The organism is Desulfovibrio sp. GTC20076, assembly GCF_055385905.1.
Map to the genome: position 1 here is coordinate 2,930,068 of NZ_AP039366.1, position 18,701 is coordinate 2,948,768.

14 protein-coding genes are annotated in these 18,701 nt (G+C 61.3%); 4 read left to right on the forward strand and 10 right to left on the reverse strand.

The window, feature by feature from the left end; genetic code table 11:
* The 10 genes from ACZ495_RS12860 to ACZ495_RS12905 form a co-directional block, all read right to left on the reverse strand.
* Complete coding sequence (locus ACZ495_RS12860; RefSeq protein ID WP_015939192.1) at positions 1 to 885, reverse strand: F0F1 ATP synthase subunit gamma; 885 nt, start codon at positions 883 to 885, stop codon at positions 1 to 3.
* Positions 886 to 911: 26 nt separating this feature from the next.
* Positions 912 to 2,420: a F0F1 ATP synthase subunit alpha gene (gene atpA, locus ACZ495_RS12865; protein WP_015939191.1), complete on the reverse strand. Its 1,509-nt coding sequence runs from the start codon at positions 2,418 to 2,420 to the stop codon at positions 912 to 914.
* A 3-nt stretch (positions 2,421 to 2,423) separates the two neighbouring features.
* Positions 2,424 to 2,975 (reverse strand): ATP synthase F1 subunit delta, encoded by a 552-nt coding sequence (gene atpH, locus ACZ495_RS12870; protein ID WP_015939190.1) that lies wholly within the window; start codon positions 2,973 to 2,975, stop codon positions 2,424 to 2,426.
* A complete protein-coding gene (locus tag ACZ495_RS12875; protein ID WP_015939189.1) occupies positions 2,972 to 3,553 on the reverse strand; it encodes a F0F1 ATP synthase subunit B family protein in 582 nt (193 codons plus the stop codon). Before ACZ495_RS12875 ends, atpH begins: the two co-directional genes overlap by 4 nt.
* 101 nt (positions 3,554 to 3,654) lie before the next feature.
* Positions 3,655 to 4,074, reverse strand: coding sequence for an ATP synthase F0 subunit B (locus tag ACZ495_RS12880; protein ID WP_015939188.1), 420 nt, complete (start codon positions 4,072 to 4,074; stop codon positions 3,655 to 3,657).
* Between the two features lie 343 nt (positions 4,075 to 4,417).
* A complete protein-coding gene (locus ACZ495_RS12885) occupies positions 4,418 to 5,488 on the reverse strand; it encodes a glycosyltransferase (RefSeq protein WP_015939187.1) in 1,071 nt (356 codons plus the stop codon).
* Positions 5,481 to 6,089 (reverse strand): shikimate kinase AroL, encoded by a 609-nt coding sequence (gene aroL / locus ACZ495_RS12890; RefSeq protein ID WP_015939186.1) that lies wholly within the window; start codon positions 6,087 to 6,089, stop codon positions 5,481 to 5,483. The genes ACZ495_RS12885 and aroL overlap by 8 nt, the downstream gene beginning before the upstream one ends.
* Positions 6,090 to 6,455: 366 nt before the next feature.
* Entirely contained in the window at positions 6,456 to 7,163 is a 708-nt protein-coding gene (locus ACZ495_RS12895; RefSeq protein WP_015939185.1) for an OmpA/MotB family protein, read from the reverse strand.
* Positions 7,164 to 7,599: 436 nt separating this feature from the next.
* A complete protein-coding gene (gene motA, locus ACZ495_RS12900) occupies positions 7,600 to 8,448 on the reverse strand; it encodes a flagellar motor stator protein MotA (RefSeq protein WP_015939184.1) in 849 nt (282 codons plus the stop codon).
* Between the two features lie 515 nt (positions 8,449 to 8,963).
* Positions 8,964 to 11,051 (reverse strand): AsmA family protein, encoded by a 2,088-nt coding sequence (locus tag ACZ495_RS12905; protein WP_464262384.1) that lies wholly within the window; start codon positions 11,049 to 11,051, stop codon positions 8,964 to 8,966.
* Positions 11,052 to 11,370: 319 nt separating this feature from the next.
* On the opposite strand from ACZ495_RS12905, the gene ACZ495_RS12910 reads away from it, so the two are divergent.
* From ACZ495_RS12910 to ACZ495_RS12925, 4 genes are all read left to right on the forward strand, one after another.
* Entirely contained in the window at positions 11,371 to 12,978 is a 1,608-nt protein-coding gene (locus ACZ495_RS12910; RefSeq protein ID WP_072311354.1) for a cobyric acid synthase, read from the forward strand.
* A 295-nt stretch (positions 12,979 to 13,273) separates the two neighbouring features.
* Entirely contained in the window at positions 13,274 to 16,297 is a 3,024-nt protein-coding gene (locus tag ACZ495_RS12915; RefSeq protein ID WP_464262385.1) for a response regulator, read from the forward strand.
* A 147-nt stretch (positions 16,298 to 16,444) separates the two neighbouring features.
* The gene (locus ACZ495_RS12920; protein ID WP_015939180.1) at positions 16,445 to 16,945 is read left to right on the forward strand and encodes a chemotaxis protein CheW; all 501 of its coding nucleotides are present in this window, start codon (positions 16,445 to 16,447) and stop codon (positions 16,943 to 16,945) included.
* A 590-nt stretch (positions 16,946 to 17,535) separates the two neighbouring features.
* Positions 17,536 to 18,675 (forward strand): DegT/DnrJ/EryC1/StrS family aminotransferase, encoded by a 1,140-nt coding sequence (locus tag ACZ495_RS12925; RefSeq protein WP_015939179.1) that lies wholly within the window; start codon positions 17,536 to 17,538, stop codon positions 18,673 to 18,675.
* Positions 18,676 to 18,701 lie beyond the last annotated feature (26 nt).

Genomic DNA, 18,701 nt, shown 5'->3' on the forward strand with positions numbered 1-18,701 from the left:
TTAACCCTTCAGCGCTTCAGCGCCGCCGACGATGTCGATGAGTTCGCTGGTGATGGAAGCCTGCCGCGTTTTGTTATAGAGCAGGGTCAGCATGTTGGTCATTTCGTTACAGTTACGCGTGGCGTTGTCCATCGCGGTCATGCGGGCCGCATGCTCGCTGGCCGACGTGTCCAGCATGCCACGGTAGATCTGTACCTTGACGTAGCGGGGCAAAAGCTCCGCCAACAGCTTTTCTTCCTGCGGTTCGTATACGTATTCGCAGCGCGGTTCTCCGGCTTCTTCGGCGATTTCCTCAGCCTCAGGCGTTTTGAGGGGCAGAAGGCAGAGGCTGCGCGGGGGCTGCTGCCCCATGGACACAAACTCGCCGTAGATCAGCCACACCTCGTCAAGAGCAAGCGTTTCGTAGCCGTAGATGACTTCTTTGGCTACGGAGTTTGCCAGGGCAAAGTCTATGCTGCCCATGCGGTCAGCGTAGGCCTGTGTGATCTTGTAGCCGCACGACTTCATGGCATCGCGGCCCTTTTTGCCCATGCAGACAAAGCTTACCTCAAGGCCTTCCGCGGTTTTCTCCCGGGCCAGCTTGAGCGCAGCGGCAATGATATTGCCGTTGAAGCTCCCGCAGAGGCCGCGGTCCGAGGTCACCAGCACAATGGCGCAATGCTTCTTTTCCTCATGCTCGGCCAGCAGGGGGTGGGCTGTGCCCTCCACCTTGCTCGACAGTTCGGCGAGCACGTCGCGGTATTTGGCCGCGTACGGTCTGAAGCGCTCGATGCGGGCCTGGGCGCCGCGCAGTTTCGCCGAGGCCACCATATTCATGGCCTTGGTGATCTGCTTGGTCTTACCGACCCCCACGATCTTCATTTTTACGTCTTTGAGTGAAGGCATGCTTTTCTCCCGGATATTGGGGGCCCCTAGGCCGTCCAGCCCTGCTTGAAGGCGGCAATAGCCTCGGTAAGCGCTTTTTCCACAGCCTCGTCAATGACTTGCTTTTCTTTAATGGCGTCCAGCACGTCCTTCCTGGTGTCGCGCAGGAAGGTGAGCAGGGCGGCCTCAAAACGGCGGATGTCTTCCACCGGCACGTCATCCATATGGCCGCGGGTAGCGGCGTAGATGGAAGCGACCTGTTCATTGGAAGGCATGGGCTGGTACTGGGGCTGCTTGAGCAGTTCCACCAGGCGCGCGCCACGGTCGAGCTTGGCTTTTGTCCCCTTGTCCAGGTCCGAGCCGAACTGGGCGAAGGCCGCCAGTTCGCGGTACTGGGCAAGGTCCAGACGCATGGTGCCCGCCACCTGCTTCATGGCCTTGATCTGCGCCGCGCCACCTACGCGGGACACGGAAAGACCCACGTTAATGGCCGGGCGCACACCGGCGTTGAAAAGGTTGGGCTCAAGGTACACCTGACCGTCGGTGATGGAGATCACGTTGGTGGGGATGTACGCGGACACGTCGCCAGCCTGGGTTTCAATGATGGGCAGAGCCGTCAGTGAACCCGCACCGAGGCTGTCGTTTACCTTGGCCGCGCGTTCGAGCAGGCGCGAGTGCAGGTAGAAGACGTCGCCGGGGAAGGCTTCACGTCCCGGAGGACGGCGGAGTAGCAGGGACATCTGGCGATAGGCCACGGCCTGCTTGGAAAGGTCGTCATAAATGATGAGCGCGTGTTTGCCGCTGTCGCGGTAGTATTCCGCCATGGTGCAGCCCGTGTAGGCCGCAATGTACTGCAGCGGCGCGGGATCGGACGCGGTGGCGGAAATGATGGTGGTGTACTCAAGCGCACCGTGACGGCGCAGCGTGTCGGCCACCAGGGCCACCGAAGACTTCTTCTGGCCGATGGCCACGTAGAAGCAGTGGATGCCCGTTTCTTTCTGCGCCAGGATGGCGTCGAGGCAAACGGCGGTTTTACCGGTCTGGCGGTCGCCGATGATCAGCTCGCGCTGGCCGCGGCCAATAGGAGTCATGGCGTCAATGGCCTTCAGACCCGTGGGCATGGGCTCATGCACGCTTTTGCGGGCAATGATGCCGGGGGCCTTGATTTCCACCGGGCGCACTTCGGCTGCATCGATGGGGCCGAGGCCGTCGATCGGCTCACCCAGAGGGTTGAGCACGCGGCCCATAACGCCGTCGCCAACAGGCACGGAGAAGATCTTGCCGGTACGTTTGACCGGGTCGCCTTCTTTGATGCCCACGTCCGAACCGAGCAGAGCGACACCCACGTTGTCCTCTTCGAGGTTGAGCACCATGCCCATGATGCCGCCGGGAAATTCCAGCAGTTCCATCGACATGGCGTTCTGCACACCGTAGACGCGGGCGATGCCGTCACCAACATAAAGCACGGTGCCGGTTTCGCTCATTTCTACGCGCTGCTCGTAGTTCTGGATTTGATCCTCAATGATCTTGCTTATCTCTTCCGCTTTGATCTGCATGTGCTATTCACCCCTCTTGAAAGTCTCCCGAAGGATACCCAATTGCGCGCGCAGACTTGCGTCCAGCACCCGGTCACCCATTTTGAGCACCATCCCCCCTAGTATGTCTTTGTCGACGGCAAAGGTAAGCTCAAGGGCGGTGCCGGTTTTCTTTTCCAGCGATTCTTTGAGCTTGGCCTTTTTGTCGGCAGAAAGTTTTACTGCCGTGACGAGTTCGCCCCGGACAATGCCCTTGGCTTCGTCAAGCAGTTTGCCATACCAGGCGGAAATTTCGCGCAGAAAGGCGAGCCTTTCCTTGTCTGCCAGCAAAAAGCAGAAGCTGCGCATCGTCTGGTCGGCCTTGAGCTTGCCCAGCAGTTTGTCAAGAACCGCTTTTTTTTCTTCCACGCCGATCACGGGACTTTTAAGGGTCATGTCAAGTCCGGGCGCGGCGGCAAGCGCTTCGCCGAGAGCGGCAAGGCATTCACCGCGCGAGCTCAGGGCGTCGTCCCCATCCTTCTTGCCCAACGCAAAGATGGCGTTGGCGTACCTGCGTGCAACCACGGTGTCGATCAATGGAGCACCACCTTTTTAAGGGAGTTGGCGATAAGCTTGTCGTGGGCATCGGCATTGAGCTTGCCGCTCAGGGCCTTTTCGGCGGCATCCACGATTTCGTCGGCAATGACGGCGCGTACTTCAGCAAGTACCGTGCGGCCTTCATTTTCAGCGGTCATGCGCGCCTGCTCCACAATTTGCGCCGCCTGACGGTGCGCCTCTTCCACAATGCCCGCTTTCAGGTTTTCGGCCTGTTTGCGGCTTTCGGCCAGAATGGCTTCGCGCTCTTCGTTGAGGCGGGCAATGCGCGACTCAACAGCGGCCAGCTGTTCTTTGGCCCTGGCGCGACGTTCTTCCAGGTTGTCCAGTGCTCCGCCGATGGTCTCGCGGCGATTCTTGAAGAAACGCTTGGCAAGCCCACCAACAAAGTACCAGAGGATGCCCGCGAAGATCACGAAGTTGAGCACGCGCCAGCCGAAGTCGCCCCAGCGCGGCGCCTCATGCCCTTCGGAAGCGAATGCTCCCACAGGTATGAGAACAATCGCGGCAAAGGCTAGAACGAGCGGCAGGATATAACCCGCGTGTTTCCATTTGCTCAAAGCCCACCCCCTCTGTTCGAGAATATGCAATAGCGTAGACTGTGCCTAAAGAAACCGAATCGCCCGGGGGCGTTCGGCAGGTACCGAAAAAGCGCGAAAAACTAGCCCTTGATGAGCTTGGCGGCCAGGCGGGAAGAAAAATCGCTCACCTGATTGCGCAGATCGTCAAGGGTTTTGGCGGCCTGTTCCCGCAGTGATTCGCGGGTTTCGGCAATAATGTCGCGGGCGTTTTTCTGGGCTTCACCCACAAGGGTCTGCTGCTGCTCCAGGCCTGCTGCACGGCCTTCCTCGCGGGTAAGGCCGGCGTCCTGGCGGGCGCGGGTCAGTTCAGCCTCGTAGGCGGTCAGGCGTTCAGCCGCCTGATACTCAAAGGACTCGGCCTCTTCGGCCATGCCGTCCATGATGCCGTTGCGCTTTTTGATGATATCGCGGATGGGTCGGATAAGGAGGATGTTGAGCACATAGATGGCGATCAGAAAGTTTACCAGCTGAAAGGCCATTGTGATGTTAAGGTCCAGCATGCCGCATCCTCCCGAATGATGACGGATTGAAGGAATGAAAAAAACATTAAGCCCTTGCAACATATCTGCTTGGGCATGTTCTGTCAAAGGGTATTGGTGACAAATTTCGCAAGGTCCATAAGATTTTTAAAAAAGTATATATAAAACACTATGTTGAAAAAAAGGTAGTTCTGAGCCTTTTTGACTTTTGCGGATGTGGGAAATGCTGGAAATCGTGCACCGTAATGGCGGTGGAGCCGACAGAAAACACCCGGAAAGGCGCATTTCACCGTTTGGGCGCATGTCTGCTCATGAAAGAAAACACTTGCGTCAAATGGCAATATAAATCAAATTGATTGGTTGATCAGACAAGTATCCACTGCTCCCGTCGGAACCCTTGTGCCGCCAGCCAGCCAGCGGCCTCTTCCGCCGCGCCATGTGCCGTAAGCGCGTTGAGCACGCAGCAGGCATCGGGACCGGGCAGGGCATCGCGCCCGCGTACGGGAATGCCGCCTACCACGTTGCCGATTTTTTTCGGATCAATATCAATGTATGCCATCGGGCGCACGCCCAGGTCCCACAGGGGTGCGAGCCGTCTGCGGGCCACGCGGCCGCCGCCCACGACCCATACGTAAGGATGAAAAGGGTTGTGCTGTTCAAGGTGGCGAGCCAGCCAGAGTGCGCGCAGCCTGTCACAGGCTGTGGCCGCATAGCGGCGGTCAGCTCTGGTGGCGCGGGTGGGCGCGTCATTCCAGGTGAGCAGTTCCTGCGGCAGTTTTTCCATGCGCGCGCCGTTGTGCAGCCAGCGTAGCCACAGTTCCCAGTCTTCCGCAAAATTTCCGTCTGCGTAGGTTCCCCATTTTTCTACCGCGCTGCGGCGGAACATGACAGAAGGGTGACAGACCGGCGTGTCCCTGAAGCGCCCCCGGCTGATTTCTGCGTGGGAACGCAGACTGTTCTGCCAGTCCACAAAACAGGCAAACCCGTGCGCAAGGCGGCGGTCGCCGCCAAAGCCCACCAGGCTGGCAGAAAGATCAAGCTCCGGATTGTTCCACAGATGGGCCGTCTGCAGGGCCAGGCGCTCGGGCCGGGCCATATCGTCGGCATCCATGCGGGCGATCAGGCTGCCGCGCGCCGAGGCAAGTCCGGCGTTGAGGGCCGCCGCAATGCCCTCATGTGCCACATGCAGAACCCGCAACCGCCCCTGGGCAAGGGGCGAGAGGCCCAGGCGCCGCAGCAGGGCAGGAGTGCCATCGGTGGAGCCGTCGTCAACAACGAGTATTTCAAAGGGTGGCAGGAGAGCGCTCTCCGCCGGGCGCTGCGTAAAAAGGCTGTGCAGGGCGGCTTCAAGGGTGTGGGCGGCGTTGTAGGCGGGCAACAGCACCGTAACCAGCGGCTGCCCGGGGGCGGAGGCATCCGGAAAGAGGCTATGCACTCGTGGCACCTCCGTCCGGAGCGGGGGCTTGTGGGATGTCCTTGCCGCTTTCCGGCACAGTCGGTGCGGCTGGATCGTCCGGCCCGCACAGCAGGGTCAGGGCCTGTGCGCAGATGCGCCCGGGCGAAAGCGCCGCATCAAGCCGGTGGTGGGCGGTCTGTTCATAGAGGGGGAGCCGCTCCTGCAGGACCTGGGCAACTTCTTCCCTGATGTCGGTTCCGGTGAGCGAGGGCCTTTGAGCAGCAAGAGGGTTGCCCGACAGACGGGCGACCAGTGCTTCCGCAGAAGCCGACAGATAGAACACGCACCCCTGCTCACGCATGAAGGCGCGGTTTTGTGCGTCCAGGACCATACCGCCGCCGGTGGCGATAACGGCCCCGGAAGTCTGATGCAGCCCGGCTGTGGCGCGCAGGGCCTCGCTTTCGAGGCGGCGGAAGCCGGGCCAGCCCTCGGCTGCGACTATCTGGGCCACGGTGCGCCCCGTCTGGTGATGGAGAAAATGGTCCGTATCCACAAAGGGCAGGCCAAGCCGCCGGGCCAGGGTGCGCCCTACGGTGGTTTTGCCGCAGGCTCTGGGGCCTACGAGAAAGATGAGCGGCATGAATGTTCCTGGTGGCTGTGCGCCCCGTGGCGCAGTGAGAAAATATCGGACCGCGCGCGGGTCGGTATGCCGGACGGTCACTGGTCGCGGTCCGGGCCAGACGCCCTGTGGCCTTTTCCCGGCTGTTCCCGCACGGCTGTACTGTGCCACAAAAAACGCGCGCGATATGCCGCGCGCACTGTGCCGGAGGGTCTGCGGCAGGGCTGGGGGGCCGTATCCGGGTTCTGGCGGTGTCCGGGCTGTGTTTTACGTCCCGGCGGGGAGTCCTGCCCGGCAACGGATGCTGCAGCATCAGGTCTCTTGACCAGGGCTGCCCCGTTTTTGCTGCGGGAGCGCCCGTTGCAGGCCGTGTCTGGTAATCCGCCCCTAGTAAACCACGCTGTACGACATGACCTCGGGCCGATGGAAGAAAAACTCTACACGCCGGTTCATGGCGCGGCTTTGCTCGTCAATGCCCGGCTTGAGCGGGCGGGTATCGCCGTAGCTGACAGCGCGCATCCGGGTGGCCTTGATGCCGCGCTGCGCCAGATAGTTGACCATGGCGGCGGCGCGCGCTCCCGACAGTTCCCAGGCAGAGGCGTAGGGCGGAGCCGCTTCGACGGAATCCGCATGGCCGCGGACCACCAGGTACAGATTATATTCTTCCATCAGGCTGAGCACGGACGAAAGCACCTTGTCGCCCTCGGGCAGCAGTTCAACAGTGCCGGGCTTGAACATGATGTCGGAGTTGACCCGCAGTTGTACACCCACGTCATCAGCGCTGATGCCCGAAGCACTCTGCGGAACGGAATCGGCCATGAGCAGCTGCTTGATCTTCTGGGCAATGGCATAGTGGGATTTTTCCACTTCGCTGATCTTGATGTCGCGCGTGTCAATCTTGTCTGTATTCTGGATAAAGGGATTGTTGGAGACGGGGGATGTGGAGCTGGAGTCAAAGTTGCGGTCACCGCTGAAATAGGCGGCAAGGCCCGCCCGTGTTTCGGGTGGAACCATGCTGAGAACCCAGAGCAGAAGAAAGAAGGCCATCATGGCCGTAACAAAGTCGGCGTAAGCGACTTTCCATGCGCCGCCCATAAAGCAGACTCCTCAGGTTTATACCGTGCCCGGTGCGGGCTGCCGGATCGGCCGCGTTGTGCGTTCTGCCCTGCGGCAGGCGCGGCGTTGCCGGTTCGGGGCGGCCTGCCGGAAAAGCTCCGGCACCGGAAGCGCCGCATCCCCTGTGTGACACAAAAGATACACCAGATTGCTGGCGGAAGAAAGGGGGCCGTCATACCGCGCCATTGCCCGGCACGGTGCAGGCGCCCGGCTGCGGCCTTGCTGCACCCGTCTTTATCTTCCGCGCCCTGGTGGTCCCGGATGCCCGGACGGGAAAAGTCGCCCCGCATCTGTTATGCGCCTGTGCCCCGGGATCCGGACGCTCGGAAATGCCTGCGCCACAGAGTGTGCAGGGCGCCCTGCGGTGTAAAGTTCAGCAAGATATGGCAGGCAGCCCGAAGGCCGCGCCGATTGCCTAGCCGCTCTTCAGCTTGTCTTCCATTTCCGCGAAGCTGGGGCGGAAAGGATAGGGGATGGCCCTGCGTCCGTACTCCACGGCAATAAGGGGTGTGGAGCCGCGAATGGCGGCAGCCACGGCCTCTTTGACAGAGTGATAGTAGAAATGCTCTTCGGCCACATAGTTTTCAAGCTTGGAACCCATGGGGCCAAACAGGCCGTAGCAGCAGAGAATACCGAAGAACGTACCCACAAGGGCCGCCCCGATATAGTGCCCGAGCACTTCCGGCGGCTCGTTGATCTTGCCCATGGCAAGCACCACGCCGAGAACGCAGGCCACAATACCCATGCCCGGCAGTGATTCGGCCATGTGTGACACGGCATGCGCAGGCAGGATGCCTTCTTCGCGCATGGTGGTAATGTCGACATCCATAAGACTGTCGATGTCTGCGGGGTCGCCAGTGGTCAGGTAGACCCGCAGGGTATCGCCTATGAAGTTGACAACCTTGGTATCTTTGGAAACATTGGGATATTTGCTGAAAATGGGACTGGATTCGGGTTTTTCCACATCACTTTCAATACTGATGACGCCCTCGCGGTGCATCTTGGAAAAAAGCGCATAGAGCAGGGCCAGTGTTTCCAGGTAGCGCCCTTTGCTTGAACCGGGGTCCGCAAAGAGGTGTTTCAGGCTTTTGAGAATAAGCCCGAAGGTATACTTGGTCTGCGAGCCAAAAAAAGCTCCCAGGCCGCAACCCAGAATAATAATAAATTCCGCAGGCTGGAAAAGGATACCCCATTCACCGTGGGCCAGGGTGTAGCCCGTGAACACCGAACCTGCGACGATGGCCAGACCAATTAATAAATACATAGTGCCGCCTGTAGGCTCAATTCATCCTGTGTCGTTTTTTTACCTGCCGTGCCGGGACGAACCATCGCCCGGAGAACTGCCGCAGGCCGCGTTACAGGCCGGTAGCTCTGCTCAGCGGACATGCCGTGACGGGCCGCAGACAGACCTGCAGCGCCGCAAGATATTCTTGCGCGAGCGGGCCGTAAATGGCCCTCATGATTTCTTAACGCCCGCCTGCTCAAAAGCTTTAGCCTGTCAGGCGGAAAAGGCAAGCCTTGCCGGATGAAAAAGTCGCCGCGCCGCTTCCGGCCTGTATGGCGTCGTCCGTCCGGTGTGCCGGGTCGGAAAGGCCTGTGGCTCCGCTTTTTGCGCGCATTCCCACAAGGGTACTCCAGACCTGCTCCCGCCGCAACACCAAGACAGGTGGCAAGGCATCCGTTTTGCCCGGCTGCGGCAGTGCGCCCTTGGCTGCTTTTCATCCTGCACGGCTCTCCGGCCTGCCGGGGTGCAGGGTTTTCGGCTGTCCGCGCCGGAAATCAGCGTCCGAAAAGGCCCCGTATAAGGTCCCCGGCGCCGCGCATGCCGTCCTGTCGCTGCGGGTCTGTGCCGCTTTTTGAGGTTTTGCCCTGCAAGATGGCGGGCAGCTTGCTGGCGGCGTCCAGAGCGAAGCGCGGATCCGCAGAATACGAGATATTGTCGAACGGCCCGCGAATCATCAACGGTATGGTCATGCCCAGTGTCTCCACGTTGACCGTGGCGTCCAGGTGCTGGCGCGGCAGGTTTATGGCTGCGCGTCCCCGTGCATTGAGGCCCTGTGCGCTGGCACTGAACGGATTGACGTCTATTTCGCCGCTCCGCGCTGTGAAGGGCGCGCGTACCAGTTCAAAAGTGTCGGGTACTCGCCCCTGAAGGCCGGGAATGTTCTGGGGCAGGGTTGGTACGGATTCCAGGCGCATCCGGCGGATTTCGAGCAGCCCTTTGCCGGAAAGGCTGTTTTGCAGGGCGGTGACGTCTTTTCCGGCCATGGTCAGGTCTGCCTCAAGCAGGGCCGTACCACTCAGGGGGCGCCCTTTGCCAAGGCTTTCCAGCAGGTTGCCCAGATTTACATCCGAGGCCGTGCCTTTGACTGCATAGGCGGGGCTGGCGGTGTCGGCCAGCCGGGCGGCTCCTGTGGCACGCACCTTGCCGCCGCTGCCGAGAATGGCGCTAAGGGCGGTGATGGTGTAGTTGCCCCGCAGGCCTTGTGCCGCCAGTTGTATATCACGGAACTGAAGTTTGTCCTTGTTCAGGCCCGCAAGGGTCAGGCGGATATTGATGTCCGGCATGGGCGTTTTGCCTGCCTCGCCTTTTTCTTTTTTGCTGGCGACGGTGCTTGCGTTTGCGGGTGCTGCGTCTGTTTTGCTGTTTTTTGCTGGGGCTGCAGGCAGGGGCAGGTAATTATCCAGATTGATGGCGCCGACCTGGACATCGGCAGTTATGGACAGAGGCGCGCCCGGCTCAAGGCCCAGGCGGAACTGGCCGCGCAGGGTGATGTCATCCACGCGGGCGTGAATATCTGAAAGATTGAGGCTGTTATTGCCGTAGGCCAGCCGGGCCTTGAGGTTCAGCCCGTCTGTGACGCCCTGCGCCACGGGCTTGAGGTTCAGCCCGACCATGGCCGCAAGCTTGCGGGGTGAGCCGTCTATTTCGGCATTGCCGGTGAAGGCCGGAGGACTGAACGCGGCCTCGCCCTGAATGCCCAGGCGCGCCTGGGGCGTGGCAAGCCAGCCCTTGTCCACGCGCATCCGCATGCTGTTCAGGTCCAGGCTGCCTTCAATATTGAGTTGCAGGGGACCGGCTTCTCTGGGCAGCGGGCCGGAAAGCGGGTTGAACGTCAGGGATGCCTGGCGCAGGGTGAGCATGGGTGGCGCATAGCGGAGCTTGGCCGACAGGGCCAGGTTGCCCGAGATATGCCCGGGTGTTCCCGGAGCGTCGCCCAGGGCGATGGTAAAGTCGCACCTGGCAGTTGTTTCCTGCTCCGGGCGCAGATTTTCTGCAGAAATATTCAGGTCACTGATCTTGATGTCCTGCCCCTGCGTATCGGTAATATTCAGAGACCCCTGGCGTATGACCAGACGCTTAAGCTCGACGGGCGGCGCGGCGTCACGGGGCGCGGCGTCCGGTTTTACGCTTTTGGCGGGGCTGGTGTTCTCTCCGGCGCTCCCGTTGTCCGCCGCAGCATTCTTTTCAGCCGCTGCGGCATCTGTCGGCTGTTTGCCGTTTTTTATGACCTGCGCGTTTTGCCGCACAGTGACCGTGGGGTTGTCCAGCCGGACCTCGCGCAGGACCACATTGCCGGACAGCAGCGGCATGAATTCAAGTTCGGCCATGCCGCCCTTGACGGAAACGGCAAGACTGTCGTCCTGCTCCGCCTGTCCCCACCGGGCCTGCCCAAAACTGACGCCGGGAGGAAAAAAGGATATTTTCGGCGAACTTTCAAACACAAGGGGCTTGCCTGTGGCCCCGGCCGTGGCGTCGGCGATCTGCCGGATCACGAAGTCCGTGTCCATCCGGCCGAGCATGACGGCCAGAACAGCAACGGCTGCCAGCACGATACCCATTGTCCAGAGCAGAAAGCGTTTCATAATTTATTATCTCCAGAGTATTCCGGTCCGCCGTGCATGCCCGCTGTTGCCGCTCATGCCGTTCCGCGCCGCCTCACAGGGGCCGGGGGCGTGGCCGCTCCTGTTTTTCTTCCTGTCTTTATACGAAATGGGCAGCCTCTGTGCAAGTTCGTTCCCGGCAGGGCTGTGCGGCCGTGCCGTATCTTGCCCGGATCGCCTCTTGGGCGTATGAAGGGGCATGTCTTTTTTGCGCTCTCCACATATGGCCGGGCCTGCGCCGTCCGGCACACCGCCAGCCGTGCGTTCCGTCGCGGGGCCGGATGATCTGCCCCCGGCCCTCATGCTGCAGGGAACCTGCTCCAACGCGGGTAAAAGCCTGCTCACGGCGGCTCTGTGCCGTCTTCTGGCCCGCCGTGGCCTCAGGGTCGTGCCTTTCAAGGCGCAGAACATGGCCCTCAATTCTTTTGTCACCCACGACGGCAAGGAGATGGGGCGCGCCCAGGCGCTCCAGGCCGCCGCCTGCGGCCTGCCCGCAGATGTGCGCATGAACCCGGTGCTGCTCAAGCCCACGTCCCACACCGGGTCGCAGGTCATTGTGCTGGGCGAGCCTGTGGGGCAGATGCGTGTGGGGGCCTACCTGCGCTATAAACCGGAGGCCTGGAAGGCCGTACGCCGTGCCTACCGCAGCCTTGCGTCCGGGGCTGATGTGGTGGTGCTCGAGGGCGCGGGCAGCCCGGCGGAGATAAATCTCAAGGCCCATGATATCGTCAACATGCGTATGGCCCGTTACGCGCGCGCACATGTGGCCCTTGTGGCGGATATTGACAGGGGCGGAGCTTTTGCGGCCCTGGCGGGAACCATGACCTTGCTGACCCGGGCGGAAAGGGCGCGGGTGGCGGGATTTATTCTCAACAAGTTTCGTGGTGACCCGGGCCTACTGGATCCGGCCCTGCACATGCTCACCCGGCGCACGGGCAAGCCCTTCTGGGGCGTCGTGCCCATGCTGGAAAATCTGCGCCTGCCCGAAGAGGATTCCGTCAGCTTCAAGCTGGGGATCACTCCCGGCCTGGATATGGCGGGTATGAAGGGCATGGACGGTGGGGCCGCCGCGGCTGGCGGCGTACTGGATGTGCTTGTGCCGGACCTGCCGCACATCAGTAACGCCACGGACCTTGACGCCCTGCGCCAGGAGCATGGCCTGCGGGTGCGCATCGTGCGCCGGGCCGAAGACTGGGGGCAGCCCCATGCCGTAATCCTGCCGGGCAGTCGCAACACGGCAGCAGACCTGCGTTTTTTGCGGGCAACGGGGCTGGCGGACGCCATAGTTCTTTTCGCCCGTACCGCCATGGAGCGGCAGCGCGGGGTTCTGGCCGGCATATGCGGGGGACTGCAGATGCTCGGCCGGGTCATAGCCGACCCCCTTGGCCTTGAAGAGGGCGGTCAGGAGCCGGGTCTTGACCTGCTGCCGCTGGCAACCCGGCTGGAAGCAGCAAAGCAGTTGCTCCGCGTCAGCGGACGGGCCTGCCGATGCCTGACCGCGGTCCTGCCGAAGGGAGAAATACCCGGCGAAACCGGGGCGCTGCTTCCTGCCCAGGAAGTGGCCGGGTATGAGATACACCACGGCCGTACCCTGCCCCTTGCCGGACAGGAGGCGGACGCTGGCGGCCCCGGCCTGCGTGTGGTTATGGCCGATACGGCGGGCCGACCTCTGGGCTGGGGGCTGTGCGACGCTGCGGGGCGGGCGCGGGTGTGGGGCAGTTACATGCACGGGCTTTTTGATGCGGATGCCTTCAGGCACGCATTTCTGGCGGCGCTCCGGCAGGACGCCGGTCTGGCCCCCCTTGCCGGAGCGTCCTATGGTCTTGGGCCGGAACTGGACCGCCTGGCCGACACTGTGGAAGCGTCCCTGGACATGCAGGCCATTTACGGCCTGCTTGGCCTGTGTTAGGGTTCATTCTCAAGTAATCGCCTGCTGCAAAAAGCCCTTTCCTTCCGACGCAGCACAAGCAATCAAGGCGGCCGCCCTGCGTATATGGCCCGGCACAGAGCGGACGTTACGCCCCGTCCGGCGGAAAAGTGTTTTTGAGCGTCAACATTTACTACAGCCCCGGCCGCTCTGTTCGGAAATGTTTCCGGGCGCCGCACGCCGGAACAGGCCGTCTGCTCCTCACCATTCTGGAACCGCACTGCCGTCGCGTCCGCAATCTGCCCTGCGGGACCGCCCGGATACGGGAACACAAGGCATGAGTATAAGAGCGCTTATAAAAACTTCCAACATGGCGCAACTGTGCCTGGTCCTTCTGCTCAGCCTGTGCACGGGCTGGCTTGGCCGCAGTCTGTACGAGATCAACGGCCTCCTGCATAATTACCATCATCTTGAAAGCCTGCTGGCGGAAATAGGCGGCATTTCGCGCGAGAATTATCGAGCGGCCCTTGATTACATCAGCACCGGCGATACTTTTCATCTAGAACGCTGGCGGCATCTGCTGCGCATGGAGCGGGGCGAGGCCCCCCGCCCGTCAACGGCCCAGATTGCGCCCGGTGAGCGCCGCTCGTTGACCTCGCTGGTCGACGGGCTGGAAACGACCGGTCCCGTACGCGCCCAGGTGCAGTCTATTGTGGCCCAGCTTGTCCTGCTGGAATCAATGACGGAAGCCGCTGTGCGCAATGCCCTTAAAAGCGGGCCGGAGGCGAGCGTGGCGCAGGCCCGGCAAGACAGGCAAGCGGCCCTGCTTTGGGTACACGACAACGGCCTGGCCCGTATTCCGGACTCCATAGCTGAAGCTGCGCGCAGGCTGGGCGACAAGCAGCGCGCCGAATTTTTGGCCCGCCTTGGCGAACGCGAGGCCCCGCTGCGCTGGACGCTTGTGGCCGCCCTGGCGGGGCTGGCGCTGCTCGGCAGCAGTGTGCTGGGCAATGCCTATATTTTCCAGAGCCGCATAGCCAATCCCCTGGACCGGGTAAGCAGGTATGCCGAAAGCGTCGCCGCCGGACTGGATCCGCTGCCGCTGCACCTGCGGCACAGGGATGAACTGGCGGTCATGTTCGCCTCGTTGCAGCGCATGAAGGGAACGCTCTATTCGCGTATCCGTGAGCTCAGAGAGGCGGAACAGCGCGCACGCAGAAGCCGCCAGCAGGCGGTGCTGGCCCGGTCGCAGGCGCTTACCTCGCTGGAGCTGGCCCAGAGGGCCTCACATGTGCAGGATGATTTTCTGCGGCGTATCAGTCATGAAATACGTACGCCGCTCAACGCCATTATAGGCATGAGCTACCTGAGCCTGCAGACGGATCTTAATGGGGTGCAGCGGGATTACCTGGCGCAGATCAACAAATCCGGCAGTGTATTGCTGGATATGGTGAACCGCATCCTGGATTTTTCCAGCGCCAGTGAAGGTTCCATCCGTACGGAGCGAAAGGTTTTTGCCGTTGCAGACCTTATGGACCTGCTGCGGCAGAGCGTGGCGGGGCTGGCCCTTGAAAAGCGCCTGCGCCTCAATTTTGTGCTTGATCCCTCCATCCCGGCTGTGGTGGCGGGCGACGAGCGTCACCTGGAGGAAGTGCTGCGCATTCTGCTGGACAATGCCGTCAAGTATACGGCCAGCGGCAGTGTGGATTTTCGTATCCTGCCTTCGGGTGAGCCGCCCATGCGCAAGGGGGCCATACGACTGCTCTTTGTGGTTTCGGATACCGGGCCGGGCCTGGGCGAGGAGCAGTGGAAAAAACTTTTTGAGCCGTTTACCCTTGGCGACGAATCCATGACACGCTCTTTCAGCGGTCTGGGGCTGGGGCTTGCCCTGGCGCGGCAGCTGGTCAGCCTTATGGGTGGCGAACTGAAAGTGGGCAGCGTGCCGGGGCAGGGCAGCCGTTTTTCTTTTTCTGTGGATATGGAGCAGCCGGACGCTTCCGGCGGGTGTGAAGACGCGGAGCAGCCAGCAGATGGGGCAGCAGGGAATAGATCCTCCATCCGGTCTGCCCCGCCCGATGTGTCCGGCGTGTCCGGCTTACCGGAGACGCCCAGCCTGACAGGGCCGGCATACCCGGCTGCCTTGCCCCATATGCCAGTTCTGCCCGGCCCGGCTGGCATGGCCGGACCGCAAGCCGAAGCGCCGGCCGGCGACAGTGTGGGGGCGCCTTCCACGGCTTTTGCCGTGCTGGTGGTGGAAGACAACGAGATAAACGCGCAGATTGCGCGTGAGCTGCTTGAGCAGGCCGGGCTTGAGGTTCTGCTGGCCGCCAACGGGCAGGAGGCGCTGGATTTGCTGGACAATCCCGTACATCCGCCGCTGGGCCTTGTGCTTATGGATGTGCAGATGCCGGTTATGGATGGCCTTGAGGCCACGCGGCGCATCCGGGCCATGGGTATCAGCCCTGTTGACCTGCCGGTGGTCGCCATGACCGCCCACACAGATATGGCCTCGCGTATGGACGGCAAGGATGTGGGCATGAATGACTATCTTACCAAGCCCGTGAATCCTGAAACGCTATACGCCACACTGGAAAAATGGCTTGTGGGCGGTCTTGGGCGCAACCCTGTCAAGCAGGCTCACGAGGACGGCGGCGCAGCGGAACTGCCCGAAAACGGCAGCCAGGGCGCATGCACACCTGCGGGCAGGGGCATGGTCGCCCCTGCTACGGCGGCTTTACCTGATGCGGCACAGGCCGTTTCCATTATCAATGTGGAATCCGGTCTTGCTACTGTGGGCGATAACAGGAAGCTGTATTTTGAGCTTCTTCAGCGTTTCGTTGACCACTATGGCGACAGTCCCGCCCGTCTGCGCAAAATGCTTGAGAGCGGCAACCTTAAGGGGGCCGCGCGTATGGCGCATACGGTCAAAGGGGTAGCCGCCAACCTGGGCGTGGAGCGTATCTGCGAACTTACCCGCACGATGGAAGAGTTTTTGCCCCACAACCTGCCGGAGCACGCTGTGCTGGAGGCTTTTGAGGTAGAAATGGGGCGGGTGCTCGACTATGTGCGGAGCATGGGGCGGCATACCTGCCGTACGGCCAGCGGTTCCGGGCAACTGGCAGAGGAACACCGCGCGGCCTTGCTGGCCTTTCTGGAGGATCTGCCCCGCCGCATGGAAACGGATTGGGGCGCGATGGAAAGCGCGATGGAAAATTTTTCTTTGCTGGCCGACGGCACCCCCCACGCCGAAGGAGTGGCCGCCATATTGACGGCAGTCAAGGATTTTGACATGGGCGGAGCGGGGTGTCTTGCCGACAACCTGCGCGACAGCCTGTTGCGAGAATCCGCCACGAAGGCGTAATACAGCTTCATCCGCCGCCCGGCGGGTGCGGCTGAAACCTGCGCCGCCTGCCGTGAATGCGCCCTTTTGTCTGCGCCCTTTTGTCCGGCGCGGCATTGCCGATAAGGATAGCAGGTTGTTTATCCGCCACTGTATGGAGGTAAGATCATGAGCACTGCCACACCGGAAGCCGTCCTTCTTGAGCACCCGGGTGAAGACGAACACGAGGGTGACAGGCTGCAGCTTGTCACGTTTCGTATTGCCGAAGAAGAATTCGGGGTGGATATACTTTCCGTTCAGGAAATTATCCGGCCCATGCAGATAACTATGGTTCCGCACGCGGCGCGCTTTATCGAGGGCGTCATCAACCTGCGCGGCAAGGTTATTCCTGTGGTCAACATGCGTACCCGCTTCAACATGCCCCTGATGGAGCGCAATGCCGAAACACGCATTGTGGTGATGGAGTTCAATCAGAAAATCGTGGGTTTTCTGGTTGACGGCGTCTCGGAAGTGCTGCGCATTCCCGCCTCCACGGTGGAACCTGCGCCGCCTGTTGTGTGCGGCATCGGATCGGAGTATATTCGGGGGGTGGGCAAGCTCGATGACCGTCTGCTCATTCTGCTTGACCTCGACACATTATTGAGCGACATGAACGCCGAAGCCGGCTAGGGCGCTTTACGCCAAGAATCCTCTGTCTTCCGCACCGGTTGCGGCAGAACCGCCTGAAAACGTATGTGTCTGCATACGTCCCCGCAGGGTGGCTCTGTTGTGCCCCGCGGCGAGGTGGGGGGGGGTATGCCCCGTGAATGAGCCCGGGGCATCCGGCCAAGAGAACGGCGTAGTTTTGGAGGGCATGTTTTGCAACGTGTCTGAAGCGCATCCTGTGGCGTTTGCCTGCACAGATATGCTGCGCCTACGCTTCCGTGGTGAACGCCTGCCCGCGCAGTCGTCGAAGCAGTGGCTAAGGTAATATTGTTCTGAAGTATGTGCATGCTCCGCAGGATGTGTTACGAAAATTCCTGTTGGTGAGCATATGCGGGCAAGGTGTGTCTGCCGTCAGGCCAAATGCGGCAACAACCGTGTCTTGCAGGTGGTCTGTATCTGGAAGCCTGCCCGCGCAGGTTCTGTAAAAAATTGTCTTTCGCCCTGTTTGAAACCGGCACCGCAGCGCGTCCGGCTTACAGGCGCATTGCGCCGTGCCTCATGCCTTCTGGCTGTCAGGCCCGGCCGGGCCAATGCTCGTGCAGCAGGAGGCTGTCATGTCCATGCGTCTTTCCCGTTCCATAGTGGGTGAAGCGGAAGCCCGTGCAGTGAGCCGTGTTCTTCTGGAAGACGGCTATCTCGGCATGGGCAATGAGGTGCGCCTTTTTGAAGAAGAAGTGGCGCAGTATCTTGGTGTGCGGCCTGATCAGGTCATCACCGTCAACACGGGCACAGCCGCCCTGCATCTGGCCGTGGACGCCGCGGCGGCCCTGAGTCGTGTACCCGGCAAACCCGAGGTGCTGGTTCCCTCGTTGACATTTGTGGCTTCTTTTCAGGCCATCACTGCGGCGGGCTGTGTACCTGTAGCCTGCGACGTACTGGCCGAGACAGGTACGCTTGATCTGGCCGATGCGGAAAAGCGGCTTACCCCCAATACCGTTGCGGTCATGTTTGTGGACTATGCCAGCAATCCCTGGCATCTGGACGAAGTGTACGATTTTGCCCGGCGCAAAGGGCTGCGCGTGATTGAAGATGCGGCCCATGCCTTTGGTTGCAAGCATCACGGGCGCAAGATCGGCAGCTTCGGCGATATGGTCTGCTTCAGCTTTGACGGCATCAAGAATATAACCTGCGGCGAAGGTGGCTGTCTCGTGGCTTTTGAGGCCGAAGCGGCGCACCTTGCCTCGGATGCCCGCCTGCTTTCGGTAGAAAATGACGCCCAGAAACGTTTTGCCGGAGCACGCTCCTGGGATCCGGACGTGAAAAGGCAGGGCTGGCGCTACCACATGAGCAATATCATGGCCGCCATCGGGCGTGTGCAGCTCTCGCGTCTGGAGGCGGAGTTTATTCCCGCACGGCGCGCGCTGGCGGCCCGCTACGCCGAAAAGCTGGCCTCCGTGCCGGGCGTGGCCCTGCTGCATACCGATCCGCAGGATTTTATCGTGCCGCATATAATGCCCGTGCGCATCCTGCATGGGCGCAAGGACGAGGTAAAAGACGCCCTGGCGGCCAGGAACCTGCCAACGGGCGTACACTATAAACCCAATCATCTGCTGAGCTGCTTCAGCACCGGGCAAAGCCTGCCCGTTACCGAACAGCTCTATGCCGAACTGGTGACCCTGCCCATGCATCCCGGCCTGACCACTGAAGATGTGGACGCCATATGCGAGGGCGTGGCCCAGGCGCTTGCGCGTTGAGCGAGCTGAAGCCCGCACTGTCCTGA

What these genes read in the sequence shown, in the direction of transcription:
- ACZ495_RS12860 (WP_015939192.1), bottom strand. Translation starts at nt 885, where the DNA reads ATGCCTTCACTCAAAGACGTAAAAATGAAGATCGTGGGGGTCGGTAAG.
- atpA (WP_015939191.1), bottom strand. Translation starts at nt 2,420, where the DNA reads ATGCAGATCAAAGCGGAAGAGATAAGCAAGATCATTGAGGATCAAATC.
- ACZ495_RS12880 (WP_015939188.1), bottom strand. Translation starts at nt 4,074, where the DNA reads ATGCTGGACCTTAACATCACAATGGCCTTTCAGCTGGTAAACTTTCTG.
- aroL (WP_015939186.1), bottom strand. Translation starts at nt 6,089, where the DNA reads ATGCCGCTCATCTTTCTCGTAGGCCCCAGAGCCTGCGGCAAAACCACC.
- ACZ495_RS12895 (WP_015939185.1), bottom strand. Translation starts at nt 7,163, where the DNA reads ATGGGCGGCGCATGGAAAGTCGCTTACGCCGACTTTGTTACGGCCATG.
- motA (WP_015939184.1), bottom strand. Translation starts at nt 8,448, where the DNA reads ATGTATTTATTAATTGGTCTGGCCATCGTCGCAGGTTCGGTGTTCACG.
- ACZ495_RS12905 (WP_464262384.1), bottom strand. Translation starts at nt 11,051, where the DNA reads ATGAAACGCTTTCTGCTCTGGACAATGGGTATCGTGCTGGCAGCCGTT.
- ACZ495_RS12910 (WP_072311354.1), top strand. Translation starts at nt 11,371, where the DNA reads ATGCTGCAGGGAACCTGCTCCAACGCGGGTAAAAGCCTGCTCACGGCG.
- ACZ495_RS12915 (WP_464262385.1), top strand. Translation starts at nt 13,274, where the DNA reads ATGAGTATAAGAGCGCTTATAAAAACTTCCAACATGGCGCAACTGTGC.
- ACZ495_RS12920 (WP_015939180.1), top strand. Translation starts at nt 16,445, where the DNA reads ATGAGCACTGCCACACCGGAAGCCGTCCTTCTTGAGCACCCGGGTGAA.
- ACZ495_RS12925 (WP_015939179.1), top strand. Translation starts at nt 17,536, where the DNA reads ATGTCCATGCGTCTTTCCCGTTCCATAGTGGGTGAAGCGGAAGCCCGT.